At 54.5% G+C, this 20297-nt stretch carries 15 protein-coding genes and 1 pseudogene; 2 read left to right on the forward strand and 14 right to left on the reverse strand.

What is annotated here, in order from left to right; genetic code table 11:
- Nucleotides 1–252: 252 nt before the first annotated feature.
- Nucleotides 253–1248: pseudogene (locus JKV55_RS11575) on the forward strand (IS630 family transposase).
- A gap of 243 nt (nucleotides 1249–1491) precedes the next feature.
- A complete protein-coding gene (locus JKV55_RS11580; RefSeq protein ID WP_202085419.1) occupies nucleotides 1492–6051 on the forward strand; it encodes an NACHT domain-containing protein in 4560 nt (1519 codons plus the stop codon).
- Between the two features lie 228 nt (nucleotides 6052–6279).
- On the opposite strand, the gene JKV55_RS11590 is transcribed toward JKV55_RS11580, so the two are convergent.
- From JKV55_RS11590 to guaA, 14 genes are all read right to left on the reverse strand, one after another.
- Entirely contained in the window at nucleotides 6280–6546 is a 267-nt protein-coding gene (locus JKV55_RS11590) for a hypothetical protein (protein WP_202085421.1), read from the reverse strand.
- 12 nt (nucleotides 6547–6558) lie between these two features.
- Nucleotides 6559–8034 carry a P-type conjugative transfer protein TrbL gene (gene trbL / locus JKV55_RS11595; RefSeq protein WP_202085423.1) on the reverse strand — a complete coding sequence of 492 codons (1476 nt, stop codon included), beginning with the start codon at nucleotides 8032–8034 and terminating at the stop codon, nucleotides 6559–6561.
- Between the two features lie 13 nt (nucleotides 8035–8047).
- Entirely contained in the window at nucleotides 8048–8278 is a 231-nt protein-coding gene (gene trbK / locus JKV55_RS11600) for an entry exclusion lipoprotein TrbK (protein WP_202085425.1), read from the reverse strand.
- An 11-nt stretch (nucleotides 8279–8289) separates the two neighbouring features.
- On the reverse strand, nucleotides 8290–9060 hold the full coding sequence (trbJ, locus tag JKV55_RS11605; RefSeq protein ID WP_202085427.1) for a P-type conjugative transfer protein TrbJ: 771 nt from the start codon (nucleotides 9058–9060) through the stop codon (nucleotides 8290–8292).
- A 224-nt stretch (nucleotides 9061–9284) separates the two neighbouring features.
- Nucleotides 9285–9704: a type II toxin-antitoxin system VapC family toxin gene (locus JKV55_RS11610; RefSeq protein WP_202085429.1), complete on the reverse strand. Its 420-nt coding sequence runs from the start codon at nucleotides 9702–9704 to the stop codon at nucleotides 9285–9287.
- On the reverse strand, nucleotides 9701–9955 hold the full coding sequence (locus tag JKV55_RS11615; protein WP_202085431.1) for a FitA-like ribbon-helix-helix domain-containing protein: 255 nt from the start codon (nucleotides 9953–9955) through the stop codon (nucleotides 9701–9703). Before JKV55_RS11615 ends, JKV55_RS11610 begins: the two co-directional genes overlap by 4 nt.
- 65 nt (nucleotides 9956–10020) lie before the next feature.
- On the reverse strand, nucleotides 10021–11799 hold the full coding sequence (traI, locus tag JKV55_RS11620) for a TraI/MobA(P) family conjugative relaxase (protein ID WP_202085433.1): 1779 nt from the start codon (nucleotides 11797–11799) through the stop codon (nucleotides 10021–10023).
- Complete coding sequence (traJ, locus tag JKV55_RS11625) at nucleotides 11796–12170, reverse strand: conjugal transfer transcriptional regulator TraJ (RefSeq protein ID WP_202085435.1); 375 nt, start codon at nucleotides 12168–12170, stop codon at nucleotides 11796–11798. The genes traI and traJ overlap by 4 nt, the downstream gene beginning before the upstream one ends.
- An 858-nt stretch (nucleotides 12171–13028) precedes the next feature.
- Nucleotides 13029–13682, reverse strand: coding sequence for an ABC transporter ATPase (locus JKV55_RS11630; RefSeq protein WP_237332828.1), 654 nt, complete (start codon nucleotides 13680–13682; stop codon nucleotides 13029–13031).
- 88 nt (nucleotides 13683–13770) lie between these two features.
- Nucleotides 13771–14622 (reverse strand): helicase RepA family protein, encoded by an 852-nt coding sequence (locus tag JKV55_RS11635; RefSeq protein WP_202085439.1) that lies wholly within the window; start codon nucleotides 14620–14622, stop codon nucleotides 13771–13773.
- Nucleotides 14623–14626: 4 nt separating this feature from the next.
- A complete protein-coding gene (locus JKV55_RS11640) occupies nucleotides 14627–14857 on the reverse strand; it encodes a helix-turn-helix transcriptional regulator (RefSeq protein ID WP_202085441.1) in 231 nt (76 codons plus the stop codon).
- Between the two features lie 564 nt (nucleotides 14858–15421).
- Nucleotides 15422–16837 (reverse strand): DUF6035 family protein, encoded by a 1416-nt coding sequence (locus JKV55_RS11645; RefSeq protein ID WP_202085443.1) that lies wholly within the window; start codon nucleotides 16835–16837, stop codon nucleotides 15422–15424.
- A 358-nt stretch (nucleotides 16838–17195) separates the two neighbouring features.
- Nucleotides 17196–18389, reverse strand: coding sequence for a tyrosine-type recombinase/integrase (locus tag JKV55_RS11650; RefSeq protein WP_202085445.1), 1194 nt, complete (start codon nucleotides 18387–18389; stop codon nucleotides 17196–17198).
- 307 nt (nucleotides 18390–18696) lie between these two features.
- Entirely contained in the window at nucleotides 18697–20274 is a 1578-nt protein-coding gene (guaA, locus tag JKV55_RS11655) for a glutamine-hydrolyzing GMP synthase (RefSeq protein ID WP_202085447.1), read from the reverse strand.
- Nucleotides 20275–20297 lie beyond the last annotated feature (23 nt).

Consider the following 20297-nt stretch of genomic DNA (forward strand, 5'->3'; position numbering starts at 1 on the left):
TCTGCTTCTATACCATCCTTGTTACAGTAAAGGATATACTGACATAAATCCAACCTCCCTCCCCCGCAGTTTTCAACACGGATAGCTGTATGAAAATCGCTCAAATTGCGCTGATAGGGCAGGTTTTCCGTTAGCTTAACGTTAAATAGCTGTTCCGAATAGTAGATCAGTGGAGGCAGGGAACTCAGTCCAGTTTGTGCGATCTGATCAGTCGCCAAACATACTCAACTCGACACCCAAAGGACTGAGCCCATGCCACGTCCTGAGCAACACCGGATGCACAAAATCATTCAGACCACGCCAGACAAACAACATGCTCGGAGAGTCATGGCGGTGTTGTTGCGTCACAAACGATAGGAGCTGACCGGGGCCGCGCGCTCTACCCTGGGCCGCTGGTTCAACTGGTACCAGGACGGCGGGCTCGATGCCTTGCGTTCACTGCCGGCAGGCCGGCCACCCGTTCTTCCTATCCGTAACATTATCATGCTGCTTCAGACGCTTATCCAGATGTCACCACAAGACTTGGGTTACCAGCGCAGTCGTTGGTCTACCGAGCTCTTTGCTATTGAAATCAATCGGTTGTTGGGTCTCGACATCGCGGCCTCCACGCTCCGCCGTTGGCTGCCTCGTGAGGGGATTGTCTGGCGTAGAGTCGCCCACACACTGCGGATCAAAGACCCGGACTACCACAGCAAAGTCGAGCAGATCAGGGCAGCGCTGGCGGGCTGCAGCCAAGATAACCCTGTGCTTTACGCCGATGAAGTCGACATCGACCTGAACCCCAAGCTGGGGGCGGACTGGATGCTACGAGGCCAACAGAAGAAGGTGGTGACCCCAGGGAAAAACGAAAAGCACTATCTGGCTGGCGCGTTGCACTCAATCACCGGGCAAGTGACCTATGTCTCTGGCCATAAAAAGAATTCTTCCCTGTTCATCACCCTGCTGGAGGCCTTGCGGCGGCGCTATCGCCGGGCTCGGCAGATCACTCTGATCCTGGACAACTACGTGATCCACAAAAACCGCCAGGTCCAGGCCTGGCTGGTGAAGAACCCCAAGTTCATCTTGCTCTTCCAGCCGGTTTGCTCGCCATGGATCAACAAGATAGAGCTGCTCTGGCACAAGCTGCACGAGACAGTGACCCGTAACCACCAATGCCGCAGCATCTGGTCACTTCTCCAACGGGTCAGGCACTTCATGGATACAGTTTCGCCCTTTCCCGGAAGTGGTTACGGAACAGCCAGAATGTAGCACTATTAGGATCAGTTATTTACTCATCACGATGGACCAAGATGGGCAGGAAGCAGACTTCCGCTGCAAATGCGAGCTGGATTAGCAACGGAGTGAAAGCTAAAATTTAGATTCACCTGCGCTAAGATTCAGTCTTTTAGTAAAGAAACAGATGCGCAGCAGTGCCAACAAGTCAAGTGTTAATAAAAATAACTTTCTAAATGAGACTCGACGCCTCACCCGAGCAATCAAAAGAGAGAACGCATGAATAAAAATGTCGTTTGCAAATACAAAGATAGCCTCGACACAATTAGAATTGGGATTTTGTCGATCAAGGCCTCGGGGGGAGACGGGTTTGAAGGGCTTCTTCGCATTGCGCTGACGAATTTGACCGGCATCCCATTCCGTCTTGCGGCAAGTGGACTGCAAGGCGGGATGGACGGAGATGCTGTCATGCCGGGCGACCCCGTTTGCTTTGAAGCCAAGCGATACTCAGGGGACATCCATAGAAATGATGTTTTGACAAAAATCGTGGATTTAGCTCGCAGTAAAAATACTGCTGACCGCTTGTGGATTCTGGGTGCAACGACCGAGGTCAGCTCACAGCTTGCAGCAGCCGTGAAGGTAACTGGCGACCAAAACGCTGTCTTCACCCTTATTTTGGATTGGACCGCCGCCCCGCTGCCGCTTCTTGCCATCGTGCTGGTTGCCGCAGGTAATGACGCCATCAATTTCATCGTCAAAAACCACTATGATAACACGAACCAGAAAAAGCTAACCGAAGGTGACCTTGAAGCGGCATTCTCGTCTGTCTCGCATCACCCAGAATTCGATAACCTCCTTCAGAGACTCAAGTTAAATCTTAATGTTTCGAAGTTGGCGTTAAAGCGAGCGGTCGATTTGAACATCGAGTGGCGAAAGCAAACGTTTAGCTCCACACACCTAGCTAGGGAACGTTACGGCCAAGGACTAGCGGTTCTAAAGGAGCAAGCTTCTCCGCCGATGCGCGACGAACTACGGGGTCACATCGCGAGCGAGATTCAAGTAGGCAAAGAAGTCGTTCTGTTAGGTGATGAGGGCCACGGAAAATCATGGCTTTCCGCACAACTCTGCTCTGACGCAAAAGGCTTGGCGCTATTCGTCAGCGCAGAGCAGCTTGACGGTGTGTCAGTCGGAGACTTGGATGATTTCTTGATCCATCTTCTGATCAAGCAAACCGGCGAAATAGCCGACGACGCGCTTAAGATTAGGTGGAGGCACCGCCTTCAGGCATGGAGAACTACACCACCACTAGCTTCTTTGATGGTCGTCGTTGACGGTCTAAACCAACGTCAAAACCTCCGTTGGGACAAATTACTTAACGGCATCCAATCCCGGTTAGATGCCGTCGGAGGAAGGATGCTCGTGACCGTCAGGCCACACTTCTGGCAGAAGGCAATCGCCCGTGGTTTAGCCTTCACACCGACTGTCATCAAGGTTCCTGAGTGGTCGCCCGCAGAACGCAATAAACTTCTGCAACATCATGGAATTTCTCTTGATTGGCTCGACCCAAAAACCCTAAAAACACTCCAAAACCCCAGACTGCTTAGCGTTGCCGTCACAACTCTTCCGCATCGGAAGGCCATCACATGGAAAGGATTGACGATCGATAGATTGCTAATGGAGCACCTTCGCAGGTCGCAGCTCGAGAACTACGAAGACGAAACCTTCGTGGATTTGACCAACCGTCTCAGCAAGCATGCAACAGAAGTGTTGGAGCGGGTGCAAGCGTCTTCGAACGAACCGCCTCAAAACTTTCAGGCGGACTCCAACGCAGTCATTGAGACTAGGTTCTTCCGACCACTCCCAGGCCCCGGCGATCAGTATGAACTACGTGACGAGGGCTTAACCCTCGCGCTCGGCTTTACACTTGTCGACCAACTTTGGCAAACTCTTCGGGCGAAACAAGATTTATCTAAGCGGATATTCCAGCTTGTCGAACCAATCAGTGCTATGGACCGAACCGCTGACGTGCTCTTTGCATCTCTATTGATCTGCGCGCTAGACGACATTCGGTTCGATACGGAAATCTTCTCTGCTCTGCTGGATGCGTTTGCCAATATCCAAAATGTAGACGACCGTCGCTTTGAGGAATTCGTTGAGATCATCAAGCATCAGCCAAAAGCGCTTTTCGATGCCCTCAAGCATTTTTGCCTCGAAAGAGGGCTGCGGGTCAACCAAGACTGGTTTGTCCACGCCGCGTTTGAGGTTTCAACCTCCGAGGCAGGGTGGCATGCGGCAGAAACCGCCATTCATCAGTGGCTTCACTGTTACAACAAGGATCCCGTTGAACAGACCAATCGCTATCACGGGCAGAGTGATTCTGAGTACGAAAAACAGATTGAGAAAAAAAAATCTGAAATCGGAGAGGTATTGTCTTCTCTATCCACTTTTGAAAAACAACTACTGGAGCGGATGACCGAAGTATCGAACGAGCCTGATGACTTGTTTACGCTGGCTCTTCGGCTACTGGCGGGGCGCTCCCTCGTTGACTTCGCCGATAGCTTTGTTGCAATGGGTTTAGCGTTTGCATTGGATAGGAATGTGTATTCTGCACAGAAAGCATTTCAGCAACTGACGACGTTCAATCGGGTGGATAGAGCCGTGACCAGAAATGCCTTCCTGAGGGCAATCGAGCCACTGCGTGCAAAATGTACCTCGCAAGGTGGTCAGTGGACGGTTGTTCGAATGCTTTACGCAACAGGAGAGGAAGCAGACTCAGTAGCAGCTAGCGTGCTAGCTGAAGAGATAAGAATGGATTGGTTTCACTTCGATCCCCCGTCACCAGATAAATGGCGCCAGGCTAAGGTGGCAAACCCCGACGCCACACGACCGGTAGACATGAATAAAGGGGCGCAGCAATTCAGTGCTCTCGATCCGGACAAGATTTTGCAGACTATGGGTCTTGGAAGCGAAGATTACAGCTTCAGGGATTTTCTGCCGGTTGCCTGCCGATTTGAACCCGCTGTCGCTATTGAGAAAACTCGAGATATCCTTGCAGGGCTGCTGACAAGAACAGGATTTCCTCTGCGACAGGTCATTTTGAACTGTGAGGAACACCTCCCATTGGTCGATCCTGACTTGGCAAAGAACTTGATCAATAGGATGGTGGAAAGCTATGCCTTTGAGACACTGCCCGAAAAAGAGCAATCGATTTGTCGGATGTTCGCATTCTACTACGCCGCCGCACAGATTTCGGCAGGTGAACAACTCAAGTGCATGACAGGCAAGGCCCTCGGGCCAGACTACCTACTCCAAGTCATCCCCAGCTTCAAACCTCAGCCGACAGAAAAAATAGTAGCGGCGGCTCAAGACGCACTCAAAAAAAATGATGAAGACGCAGCATACGGCGCTCTTGCGGCTGCGCTTTATGGGCAGACGCAGATAAATGATGAACTCGAAGAACTTATATTGAAGTGTTCTCGCGGAAAATCTTCAAAGCTTCGCGCCATCGCCTTTGAGTTGGCGACGCACAGAGACCTGAAGCAGGTTCGACAAGCGCACACTTGCAGCAATTGGAATACGACCTCAGCTGACGGAGATACTCGTGAAAGCTGGTTCGGTTCGATGTTATTGGTCGAGGCGAGCGTTCGAGGCGAAGTATCAATTGATTACCTTCTGAAGCGGATCAGCCACAAGACTTGGTTCGTGTCAAGCGATAGGCTTGGCACTGCGTTTACCAAGCTATTGGCCGATCACTTTTTACAAAAAATTCGCAGAGGAGTCGTAGATGCAGGCAAGACACAACCTCCGCTCGCAGACTTTCAATTCTCGCGAACAGCGCCAGTACCCTTCCCTCTCCTGTCTATTGAAGAAACAGATCGAGAGGGAGAGCGCTTTCCTAAGCAAAAGGATTTGAGGGAGGTTCTAGAGGATAATGATAACTTCGACGAGAAGCAAAGCAGACTAAGCGCTGTGGCGGAGGTATTTTTCGAGGAAATTAAGGAGTCAGATGCAAGAATATTGGTGCGAGAGGTCACTATCGACAGTCTCCAGCATCTTATTGCTGAAGTGCCTACACTGCTGGATAAACTACTCGAAATTTTGAAAAAGGCGGAGAGCGCCCAATTTATTTGGCTCAATAATTTGGCCTTTGCGGTAGCACACCTAATCTCCTCGAAATCTCCTGAACAAGCTGTGGCACTGCTGAACCGTGCTTGCTCGTCACAAGGTTTCGTAACGCTATCTTTGGGAGACGACCTAACACTTGAACATCAAGCAATTTGGGGAAGCTATGCGTCTGAACCAATGAAAACATTGTGGCGAAAAAGGCTTCTAGGTTCAGAAAATGAAGCAGTTCTTGTTCGGGAAGTGCTCGCAGCAGAACGCTTTGGAGCCGCCGACTTTATTAAGTCGACGGTTCTACAACTGGCGTCAAGCGAAGATAGCCTGGACCAAGCATACGCGATATCGATTGCGGGTTACTCGATCCAATCTGATGAATTCGTTGATATTATGAGTAAGCATATCGATAGTAAAGGCATTTGTGGACAAGTTGCCAAGTATGCGTTGTCAGAGCATGAAAATGCTCAATGGGCACGAATATGGATAGAAAGCATGTGGGACGCACCGACCCCTGAAGAGTTCTGGAGGTGTCTGATGATTGCAAAGACCTCTATGGATGCACGCGTGAGTGCTCAACAACCGATCAACAGTCGCTGGGCACACTATGTTCCAGTGTTTCACAGAGCTAGGAAGGAGGCAATCAAAGACCGAAACAAAGAACGAAAGAAGAGGCTTCTTGGACAGGAAGCTCCTGAGCCAATCTTTGTGACCCCTGTTTAGTTTTTAGTAAAGCTTGAAGGATTTCAACGGACTGCGTGGCCGTATCTAAACACGTTCGAAAATGTAGCATACGCACAGCTAATCGATGAACACCAAAGAAGATGGCTCGGCTGCTGCGTGATAAATTGCTTCCTGAACTTCGATATTATAGGCGGTTGTCACATATCACCTCTCTGACAGGTGGTATGTGGAAATGCGGGCCGGTGCACCACCACCGGCCACATGCTTTCAAAGGCAGATATTGAAAAACCCGGCCGCTTCTGAAAACGGGGTTTTCCCAGCCCCAGCTCCTGCGTCATTGCTGATGCGGTTGCTACTCGATGCTTCCACCCAGCCAGTAGGATCAGGACGGTTCACAAAGGCGGCAATCTCCGCCTCGGCGTCCTTCTCTTCTCCTCTCGCTGGTTCGATGACCGGCTCAAAAGCGACTTCTGTGTGGGATTCCCGGGCTTCGTCGAGCATATCCAGGGCCACCATGAAGTGACGTTGTTTCATTGAGGAATCTCCTTACGTGCCTTGCTGGCCGCGCTCAACAGAGTCGGTGCCGCCCAGGCTGTCGTTACCGAACGATGGGGCAGGTTCGCCCGCCTTGTCACCTCCTCCGGCATCGTTATTGCCCCTCGGCTCCATGCCCTCGCGGATAGAGGACGCCAAGCGGCCGCCGGCGGTCTGGCTCACTTTGTCCTGGAACTTCCCGGCCGCCTTTGAGCCGATACCTTTTGCCAGCTCTCCCGCCGTGCCGGCTGCCAGCGAAGCCGCTCGGCTGAACCCGCCACCGTTACTGCCTGAGCGGGTGCCAGAACCACCAAAGCCAGCGGCTTGCGCGAACGGGGTGTCTCCCGTGCCCGTATCGCCACCGTTCGAGCTTTCACCCGCCCAGTTACCGCCGCCATGGTCAGTTTCACCGAAGCCTGGCATCTCACCACCGGATGCCGAGGCGGCAGCCGACGCCTTTTCAAATGCCGCCTTAAGGGCCGAGGCGCCACCTACCGCATTTGCGACCCCTTCCAGCATGGCGCCTCCGGCCATTTTGGCACCCGCCATGGCCATGCCGGCCGCCGTCATGGCTGCGCCCATTGCAGCACCGGCCCCAAAAGAGCCAATGCCCATGGCACCGACGCTGCCGCCAGATACCAGGCCGGAAATCATGGGCGGCACCTTGTTCACCAGGAACAGCAGGATCACCGACACCACCAGCATCACTACCAGCTCCTGGGACGCCATGTTCTCGCTGATCTGCGAGTAATAATGAGCGAGGAAATCCCGACCGATGGCGACAAGCAGCACCATGGCCATCAACTGGGCCGCAATGCCGAGAATGGCCTTGTAGTAGTTGATCGCCATGTCCGAGGTCCAACGGGAACCACCAAAGCCCAGGAAGAACACGCCCGCGTAAAGCAGTATCCAACTGGCCGCCAGCAGCAACAGCAGGTTGACGGAAATAATCGCCAGCACCAGCAATACCGCCAGGGCCATCAGCTCCATCACCAGCGCAGTGGCGAACTGTTGCCAGCTCAGCTCCGACGTGGCCTGTACCGTCCGGTCGTAGAGTTCAAAGCCAAGATCCAGGATGCTGGACGGGCCGAGATTACTGTTGGAAAGGCCGCCAGCCTGCGCGCCCAGGGTTTGCAATGACTGGACTATGGTTCCGGCGATGTTCATGCCTTGGTTCGCGTTCGTCAGCAGCCACCAGAAGAACCCGGTGAAGATGGTGAACCGCACCAGCTCCGCGAAGAACTCGCCAATATCGGCCTTGCGCAACGCCATCATGCCGAAGGTCCAGACCATCGAGATCACCACCAGGGTCCAGAAGAGACGGCTCGCGGCGGCTTCTATGGCGGGCCCCCAGGTCGAGGCAGCACCATGAAAACGGTCCAGCACATCATCCATGATGTTGCTGCTGGACAGCTCCTGCGCCAGAACAGGCTCCGACACAACAACGGCGGCCATCACTCCCAGGCCACAAAAGGCTATTCGTTTCATGCTGTGGCCCCCATCAATACCGGTCGGGGGAGCTGGGCTTAAACTCCCAGCTCCGCATTTGCCGGGCTTTCTCGAAGGATCGGCAAGCCTGGGTGAAGGCTTTTCGGTTCGCCTCGTTTCTCAGCTCGCTGATGGCCTGCTGAAATGCGGCCGGCGCACAGGTTGCCGCGCTCGCCTCCGGCACTACTTCCTGCTCACATCCGACCAAGGCAACCAGGGCCACCAATGGAATGATTCTTTTCATGGCGGCCTCCCTTAGTAGCGATCTGCTGAGCTGGGTTGATAAGTCCAGGTGCGCAGCTGCTGTTCCCGTGCTTCGCCCCTGGCGTTGGCATCCATTTCGGACGCCAGCCGGGCTGCCTCTGCATTCTGCTGGGCAATCAGCAGGCTACGGATCTGCAGGAGCTGGTTGGCCTGGTTGCTGGCGAGTTGGTTGGCGTAGCCGATGGCGGCAAGCTGGCCGTCTGCGCCCTGGGCGGCGGATTGCAGGCGTTCAAGCTGACGAGCGTCGGATTGCAGGTTGCGCTGCTGCTGGTTAAGCCCGCGAAACAGCGCGTCGTTGGCCGCCTTTTGGGATTCGGACGCCAGGCGGCGGTTTTCTTCCATCGCGGTTTTTTCGGCCGGTGTGCAGCCACCGGAGCCGTTAAAACAGGGCGAGCTGCGGTAATAGGCCACATCCTGGAACTTGCCCAGGTAGGCATCGAGGCTGCCAAGCTGGTTCTGGTAATGCTGGAGCGTGTTGGTGGCCTGGACCAGATCATTGATGGTGGTCTGGGCCTGATCCCAAATGTAAGCGGCCGGAGCCATGGTGTTTTGCAGTTGGTTTTCGTACTGCTGGAGCTGGGTTTGATACTGCTCAATTTGCTTGAGCGTCTGCGCAACGGCCTCCATCGCTGACATCATGTTTTGCGCCAGGTTGGTGCCGTCGACAACCGGAATGCCCGCCTGTACAGGCATGGGCGTGGTCAACGCCAGGGAAATGGCGAGCGCGGCCATTTTAGCCGCTAAAATACGTTCTTTTTTCATGATTGAGTGCTCTTAGTGTTGTCGTAACTAAGTTGCACTCACCAACCTGTAGCGGCTCGCCGGATATGGCTGCAAACCGCTACCCCTGCTGAACGTCAGCGGTGAATGTGGACCTCTACAGAGATAGCTCGTTACTTACTATCCCGGCGTCCGACCTGCGCGACACCGTTAAAACGCGCGGCCGCATTGTTGTTGAACATCGGTGTCATTGTCCTTGGGGACGGTTAGGCTTCCCAAGGGTTAATGGTGTCTACGCCCGCCGCTTCAAACGGGCTGACGTCTCGCGTGGCGACGATCATGCCATTGGCGGCGGCCGTCGCGGCGATATATCCGTCTGCTGCGCCGATTGCCAGGCCGGCTGCCCGTGCCTTCGCCATCAGCTCGCCATAGGCTTTCGATGCCGACATATTGAACGGCAGCACCCGCCCGGCGAACAGCGGCAGAATTTGCTTTTCCAGGCTCTCTTGCAACCGGTCACGCCGTTTGCCGGCAGGCAACGACGCCATCCCGAAACGCAGTTCGGCCACCGTGATAGCCGACAGGTAAAGCGTTTCAAGCGCCTGCGCGTCAATCCAGTCAATCACCCGGGCTTCGGGGGCCTGACGCAGTGGCTCCGAAACAACATTGGTATCCAGTACGATCATTCGAACGTCATGGGCTTGGCAGGGGTCTTGTCGCGCACCTGCTCGATGGTTCTAAGGTCTTCATCGGTCAACTTGGCCCGGCGGCCGATTTCGGCCAGCAGAGAACCCAGTTTCTTCCGGCCTTTCGGCTTTACGGCATTTTCCAGGATGTCGCGGATTTCCGCTTCGGCGCTGCGCCCGTGCTGGGCAGCCAGCACCTTCAGGGCACGATGCACCTCATCCGGCACGTTTCTAACAGTGATAGACGGCATGATTTCAAACCCCGCACTTGCTTTACATGACTGCATTTTAGCACACTGCAATCATTGAACAAATTTTACCGCGCCCGCCCCTTGCTCTGCCGCCTCGCCTTCTTGGCGTCCAGCTCCGCCCGTAGCTTGGCCTTGCGACGCTCCTGCTCGCTCGGCCCCGACGGGGTCGGTATGCTGACGACCTTGTTTCCAAGACTCAGCGCATCGAGTTGAAACAGGGTTTGCAGCCGGTTACGGCGCATCGGCGGCGGCTCCTGGCCGATTGGCGTTACTCCCGACCGTTTGGCCCGCCCCTGGACCCCGGTTGTACCCTGGCTGTTGGCCAGGGCCTGGCGACGGCGTTCCAGACCGGCATCCGCGAATCTAACAGGCAGTTGCCCATCCACGGCCGCCCGGATCACTCGGGCCTTGAACTCCGGCGAGCCATGCACGGTAATGCGGTCGCCATAACGCTCCATCGCCAGCCGTAGCGCATTCTGGATACCTGCCTGGTCGGATTCCCTGGATACCTGGAGCCTGTCGCCATCGTCGCGCACCGCGCTGGAGCCGGCCCGGTAAATGATGGTGCCCTTCTTGGTGATGTTGTCGATCACCGGCGCATGACCGGGCTTCGCCCGCCCCTCCCCCTTGAGGGTATTGCCCTTGAGGCCCTGAGCGGCCTCCCTAGCCCGCAGCGCGGTCAGGGCCTCGGCATCGCCCTGCAGGGCCTCCCGCTTGAGCCAATCGGCCCAGGTGCGCTTTCCGTGGGCCTCATGGATGTCTTGGCGTTCTTCCCGGTACTGCTTCTGGATGGCGTCAATGTCGGCTTTCAGGGCACTGCTGGCCTGGGCATACAGGAGCCTTTGGGTCATCTTGCCGCCGCCGGCAAGCTTGATGGCCGCCCGCCTCGCCCTGCCTTTCATCTTGGCGTGCTCAATCCGGTGGTCTTTCTGTCGCCGAGCTTTATCTAGGGCGGCCGTTTTGTTGGCCGCCGCCGTCGCCTGCTCTGACTTGTACCGGGCGTAAAGCGTGCTGGTGTTCACCCGCAGCCGTACCGGATCTTTGCGGTACTGTCGGCGGGGCCTGGCCTGTTGCGCCTGGTCAGGCTCGAACGGGCCAAAACGGGCTTCCAGCTTCGGCTTGGAGAAATCCCGCCCCAGGGTGCTCGCCTTGACCATAACCTCATCGCCAGCCACCACCACCAACCCATTGCCCCGCCCCCGAAGTTCCAGGCCGTTGTCACGCATCACCCGGTGCAGCTCGCCCCAGGACTTCGCGGCCTTGAGTTCGTCCAGGCACTCGCGCTTGATCCAGCCGATCAGGCTTTCAATACCGGCGTGGCGCTCCATGTCGGCCGCCCGGGCCTCGGCACCACGCCGGCGCGGCATATGATTGTCCCGCTGCAATCCATAATCCCGCTCCATGGCTTCGCACAGCTCGGCCAGCGTCTGGTGTGGGTAGTAGGGCTCGTGGATGGTGTTCCGCGTCGGGTGGATCTTGTTGATGGCGATATGGATATGCAGGTTGTCGGTGTCGTTGTGAACGGCACTGATACGCTGGTGCGCGCCAAAGCCCAATCCCTCGCAAATGCAATCCTCGATGGCGGCCAGGGTCTCGGCTTCAACCTGCTCCCCGGCCCGGAAGCTGACAATCAGGTGATAGGTTTTGTCGCTCTTCGCCCTGGTATTGGCAAACTGGGTCGCCAGCACTTCGCTGATCGCGTCCCGGACCGAATGCGCCTCGCAATTGGTCAGCCGAACGGCCCCTAACCGATGTTCCTTGCTCTGTTTGTCGGTGATGTAATTCACCAACCCGGCAAAGTCGGATTTGCCCTGTGAGCGCATGGCAACGTGTTTGGCTATCATGACTCGGCCTTCGGCCGAAGTATGGACTCCATGAGGAGGCTCATCTGCTCCTGCGTCGCCTCGATGCGGCCCAGAACCGCCAGGATGGTATTGGCCCCGACTCCGGCCACTCGGGCGTCATTCGTCAGCCAAAGCTTCAGCAGGCCACCCAGGCGGCCCAGGTCGCCATTCACTCTGACCAGTTCGCGCACCTGCTCGGCATCGGTCACACCGCGAACCTGGTAGCCCTGGCCGACCAAGCGCAGATAGGTCGAGGCACTATGACCCGCCCTCCTGGCATTGGCCTCGATGGCCGCCCTTTCCTCGGGCAGGCAATAGACCTTGATCGGATTACTGCTCTTTCTCGTTGGCTTGTTCTCGCTTGTCTCCATGTCACCGTCCTCTTCATGATTGCCAGCTGAGCTGGGCGGCCCCGCAGGGCAGGATGAACGTTGAGCACCGCAGGTGCGAATAAGGGCCAGTGAAGAGGCTCCGCCATGCTTGCATGGTGGGCCTACTTCACACATCCTGCCCGCACCTCGGCGTTGATTCTTGCGCGTACGCCATGTGCAAAGCATCGCTATTACCGTGTATTCGTCGTGTAATCGCACACAATCAGCCTTAAACAGCGCAGTTGCTGATACCTGCAGCGATAAAGCAGCGCGCCAACAGCGGTAAAACAGCGATCTCATCGTGTTCTCCCCATGGCAGCTGACCTTGCGCTTTACACTTTGGAATACACAGGTTTCCACCCGCTTTCCCCACTACCAGCCCAGCCGCCCCTCAAATGTCAATAACGCCAAAGTGCCGTGCCTCAAGCCGTCAACCAGACCAAAATGCTGACTCCAGGTGGCAATACAACCGTAACCGGCGCCCCCAGGTGTCAATCAAGCCGGATGGCTGCCCCTCAAATGTCAATAAAACCGAGGGCCCGCCCCTCAAGTGTCAATAAACCACGCCATAGCAATTCCTTTGCGGCGCTCCTTCGTCTTCTCCGGCAGCACCGTAGCCGGAGGCCAACTCGGACCTGCCAACCCTCCCCTCCTGGCGTTCAACCATCGGCCTCTGGCCGATTGATAAAGCCCGACAAGGGCTTTATCAAGAAAGGTGTAATCGCCCGCATCAAGCGGGCGGTTATACCGCCTGGATATCCTGAAATATCCTGAAGATCCTGCTAAAACGGCAAAAATTCGGGCGGCTGTACCACGCTTCCGGGCGGTTGTGCCACGCCTTCGGGCGGGTACGCCACGCTATCGGGCGGCAGTGCCACGCTTCACCCTATTCTCATCAGTGATTTCTATCCCCAGCTCGGCAAGCCCAGCGGCATCATGTTTCAGTCGTCTACGCCCATCGCGCATGGCCTGGCCAGCAACATCATCACCGCATACGGCACGGATCAGGGTATCCATATGCCAGCCCCCGGCTGGATCATGCTTATGGGTCAACACATGGCGAGCTACCGCTTGACTGATCCCATGCTTGAGCCTGGTGATAGGCGCCGGCTGGTAGTGAAGGGATAAGTCGTGCTCCAGCAGCATGACCAAGGCAACTCCCAACCGGACACGCCACAGGTTGCGTTTTCCCCTGGTCAGAGGGTCGGGACGAGTCATCGGTGAGGGTATTACGTGATCGATCAGGCCCCCGATAATTGGAAAATCAAACTGCGGCGTCTCTATAGTGATGGTCGCCGCCCGCAGTTCAGCCAACAGCTTCTCAATCTGGGTAAGGCTGTATTGGTGATCGGACATTGTCCGGCGAAGCTTCGCAGGGTCTACCAGAAGCTCCACTCCGCCATCCGACACATCCCGCTTCCGCTCGGCAACATACAGCATGGACTCCATAAGGTCGGCATGGCGCTGTCCGAGCCTGCCGGTTACTCGACATCGGCCAAAGCCGGTGTCCATCCACTGCCCCTTACGTTCTCGGGGACGCTGAGTGGGCTGATAGATCATCACACGAGCCTGTAATGCCGTGCTGGTGGGAGCGACCTTGTTACCAGTTGTCATCACCAAGCCCTACCACTGCTTTCGGCTTCACGAACTGCTGCCGCTTTTGCCGCTCCAGAACGGCCGGCTTGAGCACGCCCCCTTCATGTCGGCGCAACCAACGTTCGGGAAAAGGTGCGCCATAATTGGCCTTGCTTACGCCAAAGCGGACGAAGTAGCCCCGCTGACTGTCATCCACTCCCCATTCCTCGGCCTCCCCTGGCGTCATACCTGAGAGGTAGGATTGCCAACGGATGTTATCGACCAGCACAGATGAGCCACGGCTGGCTTGCTGTTGGTCGCCAGTACCCGTCATAGCCGCTCCCTTGCTGGAGTGATGCAGAAATACGATAGCGCAGCCCGTTTCGGCGGCGATGGCCTCCATTCGGCCAATTACCTGCGACATGGGCCCGCTGGCGTTCTCTTCCTCAATGTGGAAACGGCGCAGTGTATCCAGGATCAGCAGGCGTCGGCCCTCTGCAACCTTCCTGAGGCCATCGAACCACGCCGAGGACATAATGTCGGGACACCTGCCAATCAATGGCTCAACCAGCAGTCCATCAGCCACCGCCTGCTGCTGTGGAGGCGTGAGATGTGCTCCCAGTACATGCAGCCGATGATGGATAGCCGCAGTCGGATCTTCGGCTGGCAGGTAAGCCACGGCGCCGGAGGGAAACTCGCCAATATCCAGCAGGTCGGGACCACCGGCAATCTGTGCCGCCAGCTGCAAGGCCAGCATGGACTTACCCGCCCCACCAGGCGAAACAATGGCCCCCACGGTTCCCGCAACCATATTCGGCAAAACGTAATCAATCGCCGGCGGCAGCTCAGTAAAAGCAGACATGAGATCAAGAGCCATATCGTTAACCTCCCATAAAATAGCCAGGGCGCATGGCTTGGATACCAGACGACTTACGCTCTTCAATCCACTTCTCAACCTCTTCCAGATCCCAGGCAACATTTCTGCTTGTTAGTGCAATGCGACGCGGAAATTCGCCACGCTGTTCTAGGTTGTAAATTGTCCGAGCGGAAAGCGGAATCATCTCCAGAAGTGCCTTTCTATTAATAAGTGTTTTATGTGCCATTGTTTGCATGTATTTGCCTCCCAAGACCAGAAGAGACTTTAATACTAACAACAAAAATAATTTTTTAAATAAAAAATAAAATTAAACCTTCAACTTAAAAGCCAAGCTAAAGTTAAATTTCGATATATCGAAATCACAAACAAGCGAACATAAAAAGTTAAGCTAAACCTTTTCACGAAAATAAAGAAACAGAAAAAAGAGCACTATAAAATGACATAGCCACCTTGGTTTTTAGCCGCTAAAACCTCAAAAAAATCGCACACCCTAAAAAGTAGTAGTTGTTTTGACTAGCACATAAAGCAACCTTCGACACACCAAGCTATATGTAAACCTGGCAAAAACTTGATCAAAATTCAGGCCACATAATTTTAGCGGCTAAAATACATGACTAGAATTTAGACTACATTCTCTGCGCAAGATGGGAGGCAGGATTGAGTGTGTATTAGAGCCGGCCAATTTTTCGGGGAGGGTTACACCGTGGTTAGTTTGTAGTGGCCTAACTGGTAAAACACCAGCTCAAAGACTAGAATTAGCTTAGGGGCCGGTTGAGATCCAAAAAATACTTTCCCTTCCTCATAATCTTGGCTCAGATAAAAACCAGTTCATAAATTCATGAAAGTCTATTTTTTGTTCAATATGTGAAAAGTCTTTTTTTAGTCTGTCGGACATTGTATCGTCATTGATAATCATCTCTTTATGTGGACTCTTATCTAAAATTGACATAAACAAAGTAAAGTATGAATGAAAAGAGGGTTGATCATAGAAGTTATGTGCTGCTCTGACTGGCCCAGTATTTTTCATGGCTGGGTATCCAGATATGACTAGCAAGTTTGCAATAATATTTAACTGAACATTGGGAGAAATGCCAAAATCATTATATCCTAACTGCCTTGCACAACGATTCCAGCGTTTCATATCGTGCTTTTTATCTAATAAAATATTGATAATTGTTTTCTTTAACCTTAGGACTCTAGTATCATAATCTTCCTTATATACTTGATACAACCATTCACTATTGCGAGTAACGTCTACAAAAGGCCATCCTTTTTTAACATTAACTAAAAAATCTTCCCATGTCCTGCACTGCCATGAAGATATATTCTGCGCCACAAACCTTTTCCCTTGTGACTCCAACTTCTGTCTATTACCATCATCAACAGATATGAAGTCATAATAGAATGCAGCTCCATCTTTAAAGTGAACATCATCAAATGAGATAATCTTATCGCTCCATCTACATTTAATTAACCCATCAATTATGGTTGAGTCTATGTACTTTACCAGCACTTTAAGGCTATTATAGGTTTTAGAGATCTTGGCGAGACTACCATTAAAGAAAAAAATATTCCCTCTATTTGCAAAAGCAATGTCTTTTTGAACTTGCTTCATTTCAATTGCATTGGTTTTGTATATCTCAGAAACCAACTCTGAGCTTTCAGCACTTAACCAAACCAGCCTCATCCCCTTTTTATTGTAAAAGGCTTTACGCTTTACAATAACAGCCGGATTTTCGCTTCTCATCTGTATCTCAAAAACAACATCTTGCCCTTTATATTTAGCATGTAAGTCGGGCTTTCTCCTTTCTAGATTGTCTAGACTGACAATAAAGCGTCTATCAACATCAATTACTTCCCAACCATCGATCACTTCAAGTGTTTCTTGAAGTAACCTTTTCATTTCTCTGTGTCGCTTACCTTCCTTAATCCCTGCGTAAATTTCACCTAGCGTCTTAGAATCACGTTTCCATAAGCATTCTTTTCCTGCTTGATGCTGAACATGATATTTGTGGCCACTCTCATGACTATCACTACGCTTTGCATAGAGGATTACCGGAGACTTGCAATGAAAACAGAGAAACCTCTTTTTATTTTCATTATTCGCTCGTATCTCATGGATTTCCCTTATACCAAGATGTTCCTCAAAGAACTCGACAGAGATCATCTCATTATGTAGCGAGTCAAGCACAATGGGGATCTGCAATTTTCTCATACCATTCACCTCCACTTGCTCATCAACCACTAAAAATATCACATAATCCACTGATTTAAATTAACTTTTCAAATGAAGATTTTCTTTCACGAAAGGAGTGTGACAATAAAATAGGCACACAGGGATTTATGCTCATCGAGGCGATTTTGGCAACTAGTCTTTTCGATTTTTCCACCACGATGAGACTGAATCACGTTCAAATTGAGAAGGACATTAAACGTACTGACCGACTGGGGAGCGATATCGCAAAGATCCCCTACGCCATTGGGCTGCGTCCTCATCAATACAATGATGGATTGCCGTCGGCTCAGGCCGAGCATCGGTATATAATAATTTACTGTGTGGAATTAGTTGACCACTACACTTCAGTCGTCCACTCATCAATCATATCTGCCCAGTCCTGTAACATGGCTGTGCGCTGCTCGCGGTACTCGGCTTTGTTGTACACCGCCCTTACCCCCTTCTGCTCGTGGGCCAGGCATTTCTCGATCCAGTCGGTATTGTAGCCCGCTTCGTGCAACAGGGTACTGGCGGTGCGGCGCAGATCGTGGGGGCCGAATTTGGCCAGGGGCTGCCCTTCTTTTTGGGCAAGCTTATAGGTCAGGTCCATCACCCTGTTCAGGGTGGCGCTGCTCATGGGCAAGTCGGAGTCGTAACGGGACGGCAGAACGTAGTCTGAACCTCCCGAGAAGGTCTTCAGGGCAATCAGGATATCCAGGGCCTGCCGGGATAGGAACACCAGGTGGGGGTTCCGCCGCTTCATCCGCTCCTTGGGGATGGTCCACAGCGCTTCGCTGAAATTGATCTCGCTCCAGGTGGCATTGGTCAGCTCGCTTTTGCGCACCATGGTCAGCAGCAACAGCTTGACCGCCACCCGGATGGAGGGCGATGTACCGATCCGCCCCATGTACTCATACATGAGCCGGATTTCCTCCGGCGACAGGGTACGGTCTCGCGGCTCAAACCTGGCAATGCTGGTGGGCCTTACCAGGTCGGCCGGGTTCTCTACCTTCTGCCCTCGCTCGATGGCCCAGCGATAAACCTGGAGCACAATGTCACGGGTATGAACGGCCGTCGCAGGGGCGCCCCGCTCCACAATGGTATCGGTCAGCATGCGCAAATCTTCATGGGTGATCTCGGTCAGCTTCTGATTGCCGAATTTCTTTTCCAGTTCCCGGGCATAAACCGAGCGGCGCATATCCCGGGTAGAGTCCGCCATCTGGTAGCCCCGCAGCCACTTTTCCGCCCAGGCACCGAAGGTTTCGGCGTCTTTCACCCGGGCCTTGTTCCGGGCTTTCTCCTTGGCCGGTGACTTGCCATCGGCCACCATGCGCTTGGCTTCATTCAGCCGCTCCCGGGCTTCAGCCAGGGTAATGCCGCCCACGCCATAACGGCCAAAGGTGATCGTCTCCTGCCGACCATGGATGGAGTAGTTGTAACGGAACGAGACGGTGCCGGCCGGCGTCACGGCCACATAGAGGCCATCACGGTCGTTCACCTTGTAGAGCTTCTCCCTGGGCTTGAGGTTACGCAGCTTGGTATCGGTCAGCATGAGTCTTGTCCTTCATCGGTTTTGATACCATGCTGAAAATGCCCCACAAAATAGCCATTAATCTATTTAAAAACAGCTGGTTATGGACTTTGGATACCATGAGTTCACAAGGCAGCGCAGCATGGTATCGGCTCTCGCTTATGGCATCACCCGTCGATAATACCACCCTGAATACCACGCTCAAGACCTGCTTGGGGCTGCCAAATCTTGCCAGACAGTGCAGGCTATAAAAACAAAAAAGCCCATGTAAACATGGGCTTAAGTGACACTTCATGCCGGTTGGTGCCAGCTGTTACCTAACGTGTGATCATTCCCACTCGATGGTCGCGGGCGGCTTGCCGGAGATGTCGTAGACTACCCGGCTGATGCCGTCGACCTCGTTGATGATCCTGTTGGACACATGGCCCAGGAAGTCGTAGGGCAGGTGCGCCCAGTGGGCGGTCATAAAGTCGATGGTTTCCACCGCACGCAATGACACCACCCAGTCGTACTTGCGGGCATCGCCCATCACGCCGACCGAGCGTACCGGCAGGAAGACGGTAAAGGCCTGGCTGACCTTGTTGTACAGCTCATGCTTGTGCAGCTCCTCGATGAAGATGGCGTCGGCCCGGCGCAGCAGGTCGCAGTATTCCTTCTTCACCTCGCCCAGCACCCGCACGCCCAGGCCCGGGCCCGGGAAGGGGTGGCGGTAGAGCATGTCGTAGGGCAGGCCCAGCTCCAGGCCGACCTTGCGCACCTCGTCCTTGAACAGCTCTTTCAGCGGTTCAACCAGCTTGAGCTCCATGTCTTCCGGCAGGCCGCCCACGTTGTGGTGGGACTTGATCACATGGGCCTTGCCGGTGGCGGAGCCGGCGGATTCGATCACGTCCGGATAGATGGTGCCCTGGGCCAGCCACTTCACGTCCTGGATCTTGCCCGCTTCCTCGTCGAACACCTCGATAAACACCCGGCCGATGATCTTACGCTTGGCTTCCGGATCGTTCTCGCCGGCCAGGGCCGCCAGGAAGCGCTGCTCGGCGTTGACGTGCACGATATTGAGGCCGAAGTGATCGCCGAACATTTCCAGCACCTGGTCCGCCTCGTTCAGGCGCAGCAGGCCGTTGTCCACAAACACGCAGGTCAGCCGCGGGCCTATGGCCCGGTGCAGCAGCATGGCGGTCACGGAGGAGTCCACGCCGCCGGACAGGCCCAGCAGCACCTTGCCATCGCCCACCTGCTCGCGGATGCGGGCCACCGCGTCTTCGATGATGGAGGCCGGGGTCCACAGCGCCTCGCAGCCGCAGATGCCGCGCACGAAGTGCTCCAGCATGCGCGCACCCTGGCGGGTGTGGGTCACTTCCGGGTGGAACTGCACGCCGTAGAAACGGCGCTGTTCATCGGCCATAGCGGCGAAGGGGCAGCTGCCGGTCTGGGCCACCTTGGTGAAGCCTTCGGGCAGGGCCACCACCTTGTCGCCGTGGCTCATCCACACGTCCAGCAGGGCGTTGCCCTGGTCGTCAATGGCGTCTTCGATATTGGCGAACAGGGCGCATTCGGCCACCCGCTGCACCTGGGCGTAGCCGAACTCCCGCTCGCTGGAGCCGGCCACGGCGCCGCCCAGTTGCTCGGCCATGGTCTGCATGCCGTAACAGATGCCGAACACCGGCACCCCGGCGTTGAACACATACTCCGGCGCCCGCGGGCTGTTCGCCTCGGTGACGGACTCGGGCCCCCCGGACAAGATGATACCGTTCGGATTGAAGTCACGGATCTGCGCTTCGGTAACGTCCCAGGCCCACAGCTCGCAGTACACCCCGAGCTCCCGCACCCGGCGGGCGATCAGCTGGGTGTATTGGGAGCCGAAGTCCAGGATCAGGATCCGGTTATCGTGAATATTTTTGGTCATCGTCTTCCTACTAGTTTCAAGGG

It is taken from the genome of Zobellella iuensis (genome assembly GCF_016746085.1).
Taxonomy (GTDB): Bacteria; Pseudomonadota; Gammaproteobacteria; order Enterobacterales; family Aeromonadaceae; genus Oceanimonas; species Oceanimonas iuensis.

Coding starts and splice junctions, on each gene's coding strand:
- JKV55_RS11645 (WP_202085443.1), bottom strand. CDS start 16,837: ATGAGAAAATTGCAGATCCCCATTGTGCTTGACTCGCTACATAATGAG.
- traI (WP_202085433.1), bottom strand. CDS start 11,799: ATGATAGCCAAACACGTTGCCATGCGCTCACAGGGCAAATCCGACTTT.
- JKV55_RS11635 (WP_202085439.1), bottom strand. CDS start 14,622: ATGGCTCTTGATCTCATGTCTGCTTTTACTGAGCTGCCGCCGGCGATT.
- JKV55_RS11590 (WP_202085421.1), bottom strand. CDS start 6,546: ATGAAACAACGTCACTTCATGGTGGCCCTGGATATGCTCGACGAAGCC.
- JKV55_RS11610 (WP_202085429.1), bottom strand. CDS start 9,704: ATGATCGTACTGGATACCAATGTTGTTTCGGAGCCACTGCGTCAGGCC.
- trbK (WP_202085425.1), bottom strand. CDS start 8,278: ATGAAAAGAATCATTCCATTGGTGGCCCTGGTTGCCTTGGTCGGATGT.
- JKV55_RS11630 (WP_237332828.1), bottom strand. CDS start 13,682: ATGGACACCGGCTTTGGCCGATGTCGAGTAACCGGCAGGCTCGGACAG.
- traJ (WP_202085435.1), bottom strand. CDS start 12,170: ATGGAGACAAGCGAGAACAAGCCAACGAGAAAGAGCAGTAATCCGATC.
- JKV55_RS11640 (WP_202085441.1), bottom strand. CDS start 14,857: ATGCAAACAATGGCACATAAAACACTTATTAATAGAAAGGCACTTCTG.
- JKV55_RS11615 (WP_202085431.1), bottom strand. CDS start 9,955: ATGCCGTCTATCACTGTTAGAAACGTGCCGGATGAGGTGCATCGTGCC.
- JKV55_RS11650 (WP_202085445.1), bottom strand. CDS start 18,389: ATGCTGACCGATACCAAGCTGCGTAACCTCAAGCCCAGGGAGAAGCTC.
- guaA (WP_202085447.1), bottom strand. CDS start 20,274: ATGACCAAAAATATTCACGATAACCGGATCCTGATCCTGGACTTCGGC.
- trbJ (WP_202085427.1), bottom strand. CDS start 9,060: ATGAAAAAAGAACGTATTTTAGCGGCTAAAATGGCCGCGCTCGCCATT.
- JKV55_RS11580 (WP_202085419.1), top strand. CDS start 1,492: ATGAATAAAAATGTCGTTTGCAAATACAAAGATAGCCTCGACACAATT.
- trbL (WP_202085423.1), bottom strand. CDS start 8,034: ATGAAACGAATAGCCTTTTGTGGCCTGGGAGTGATGGCCGCCGTTGTT.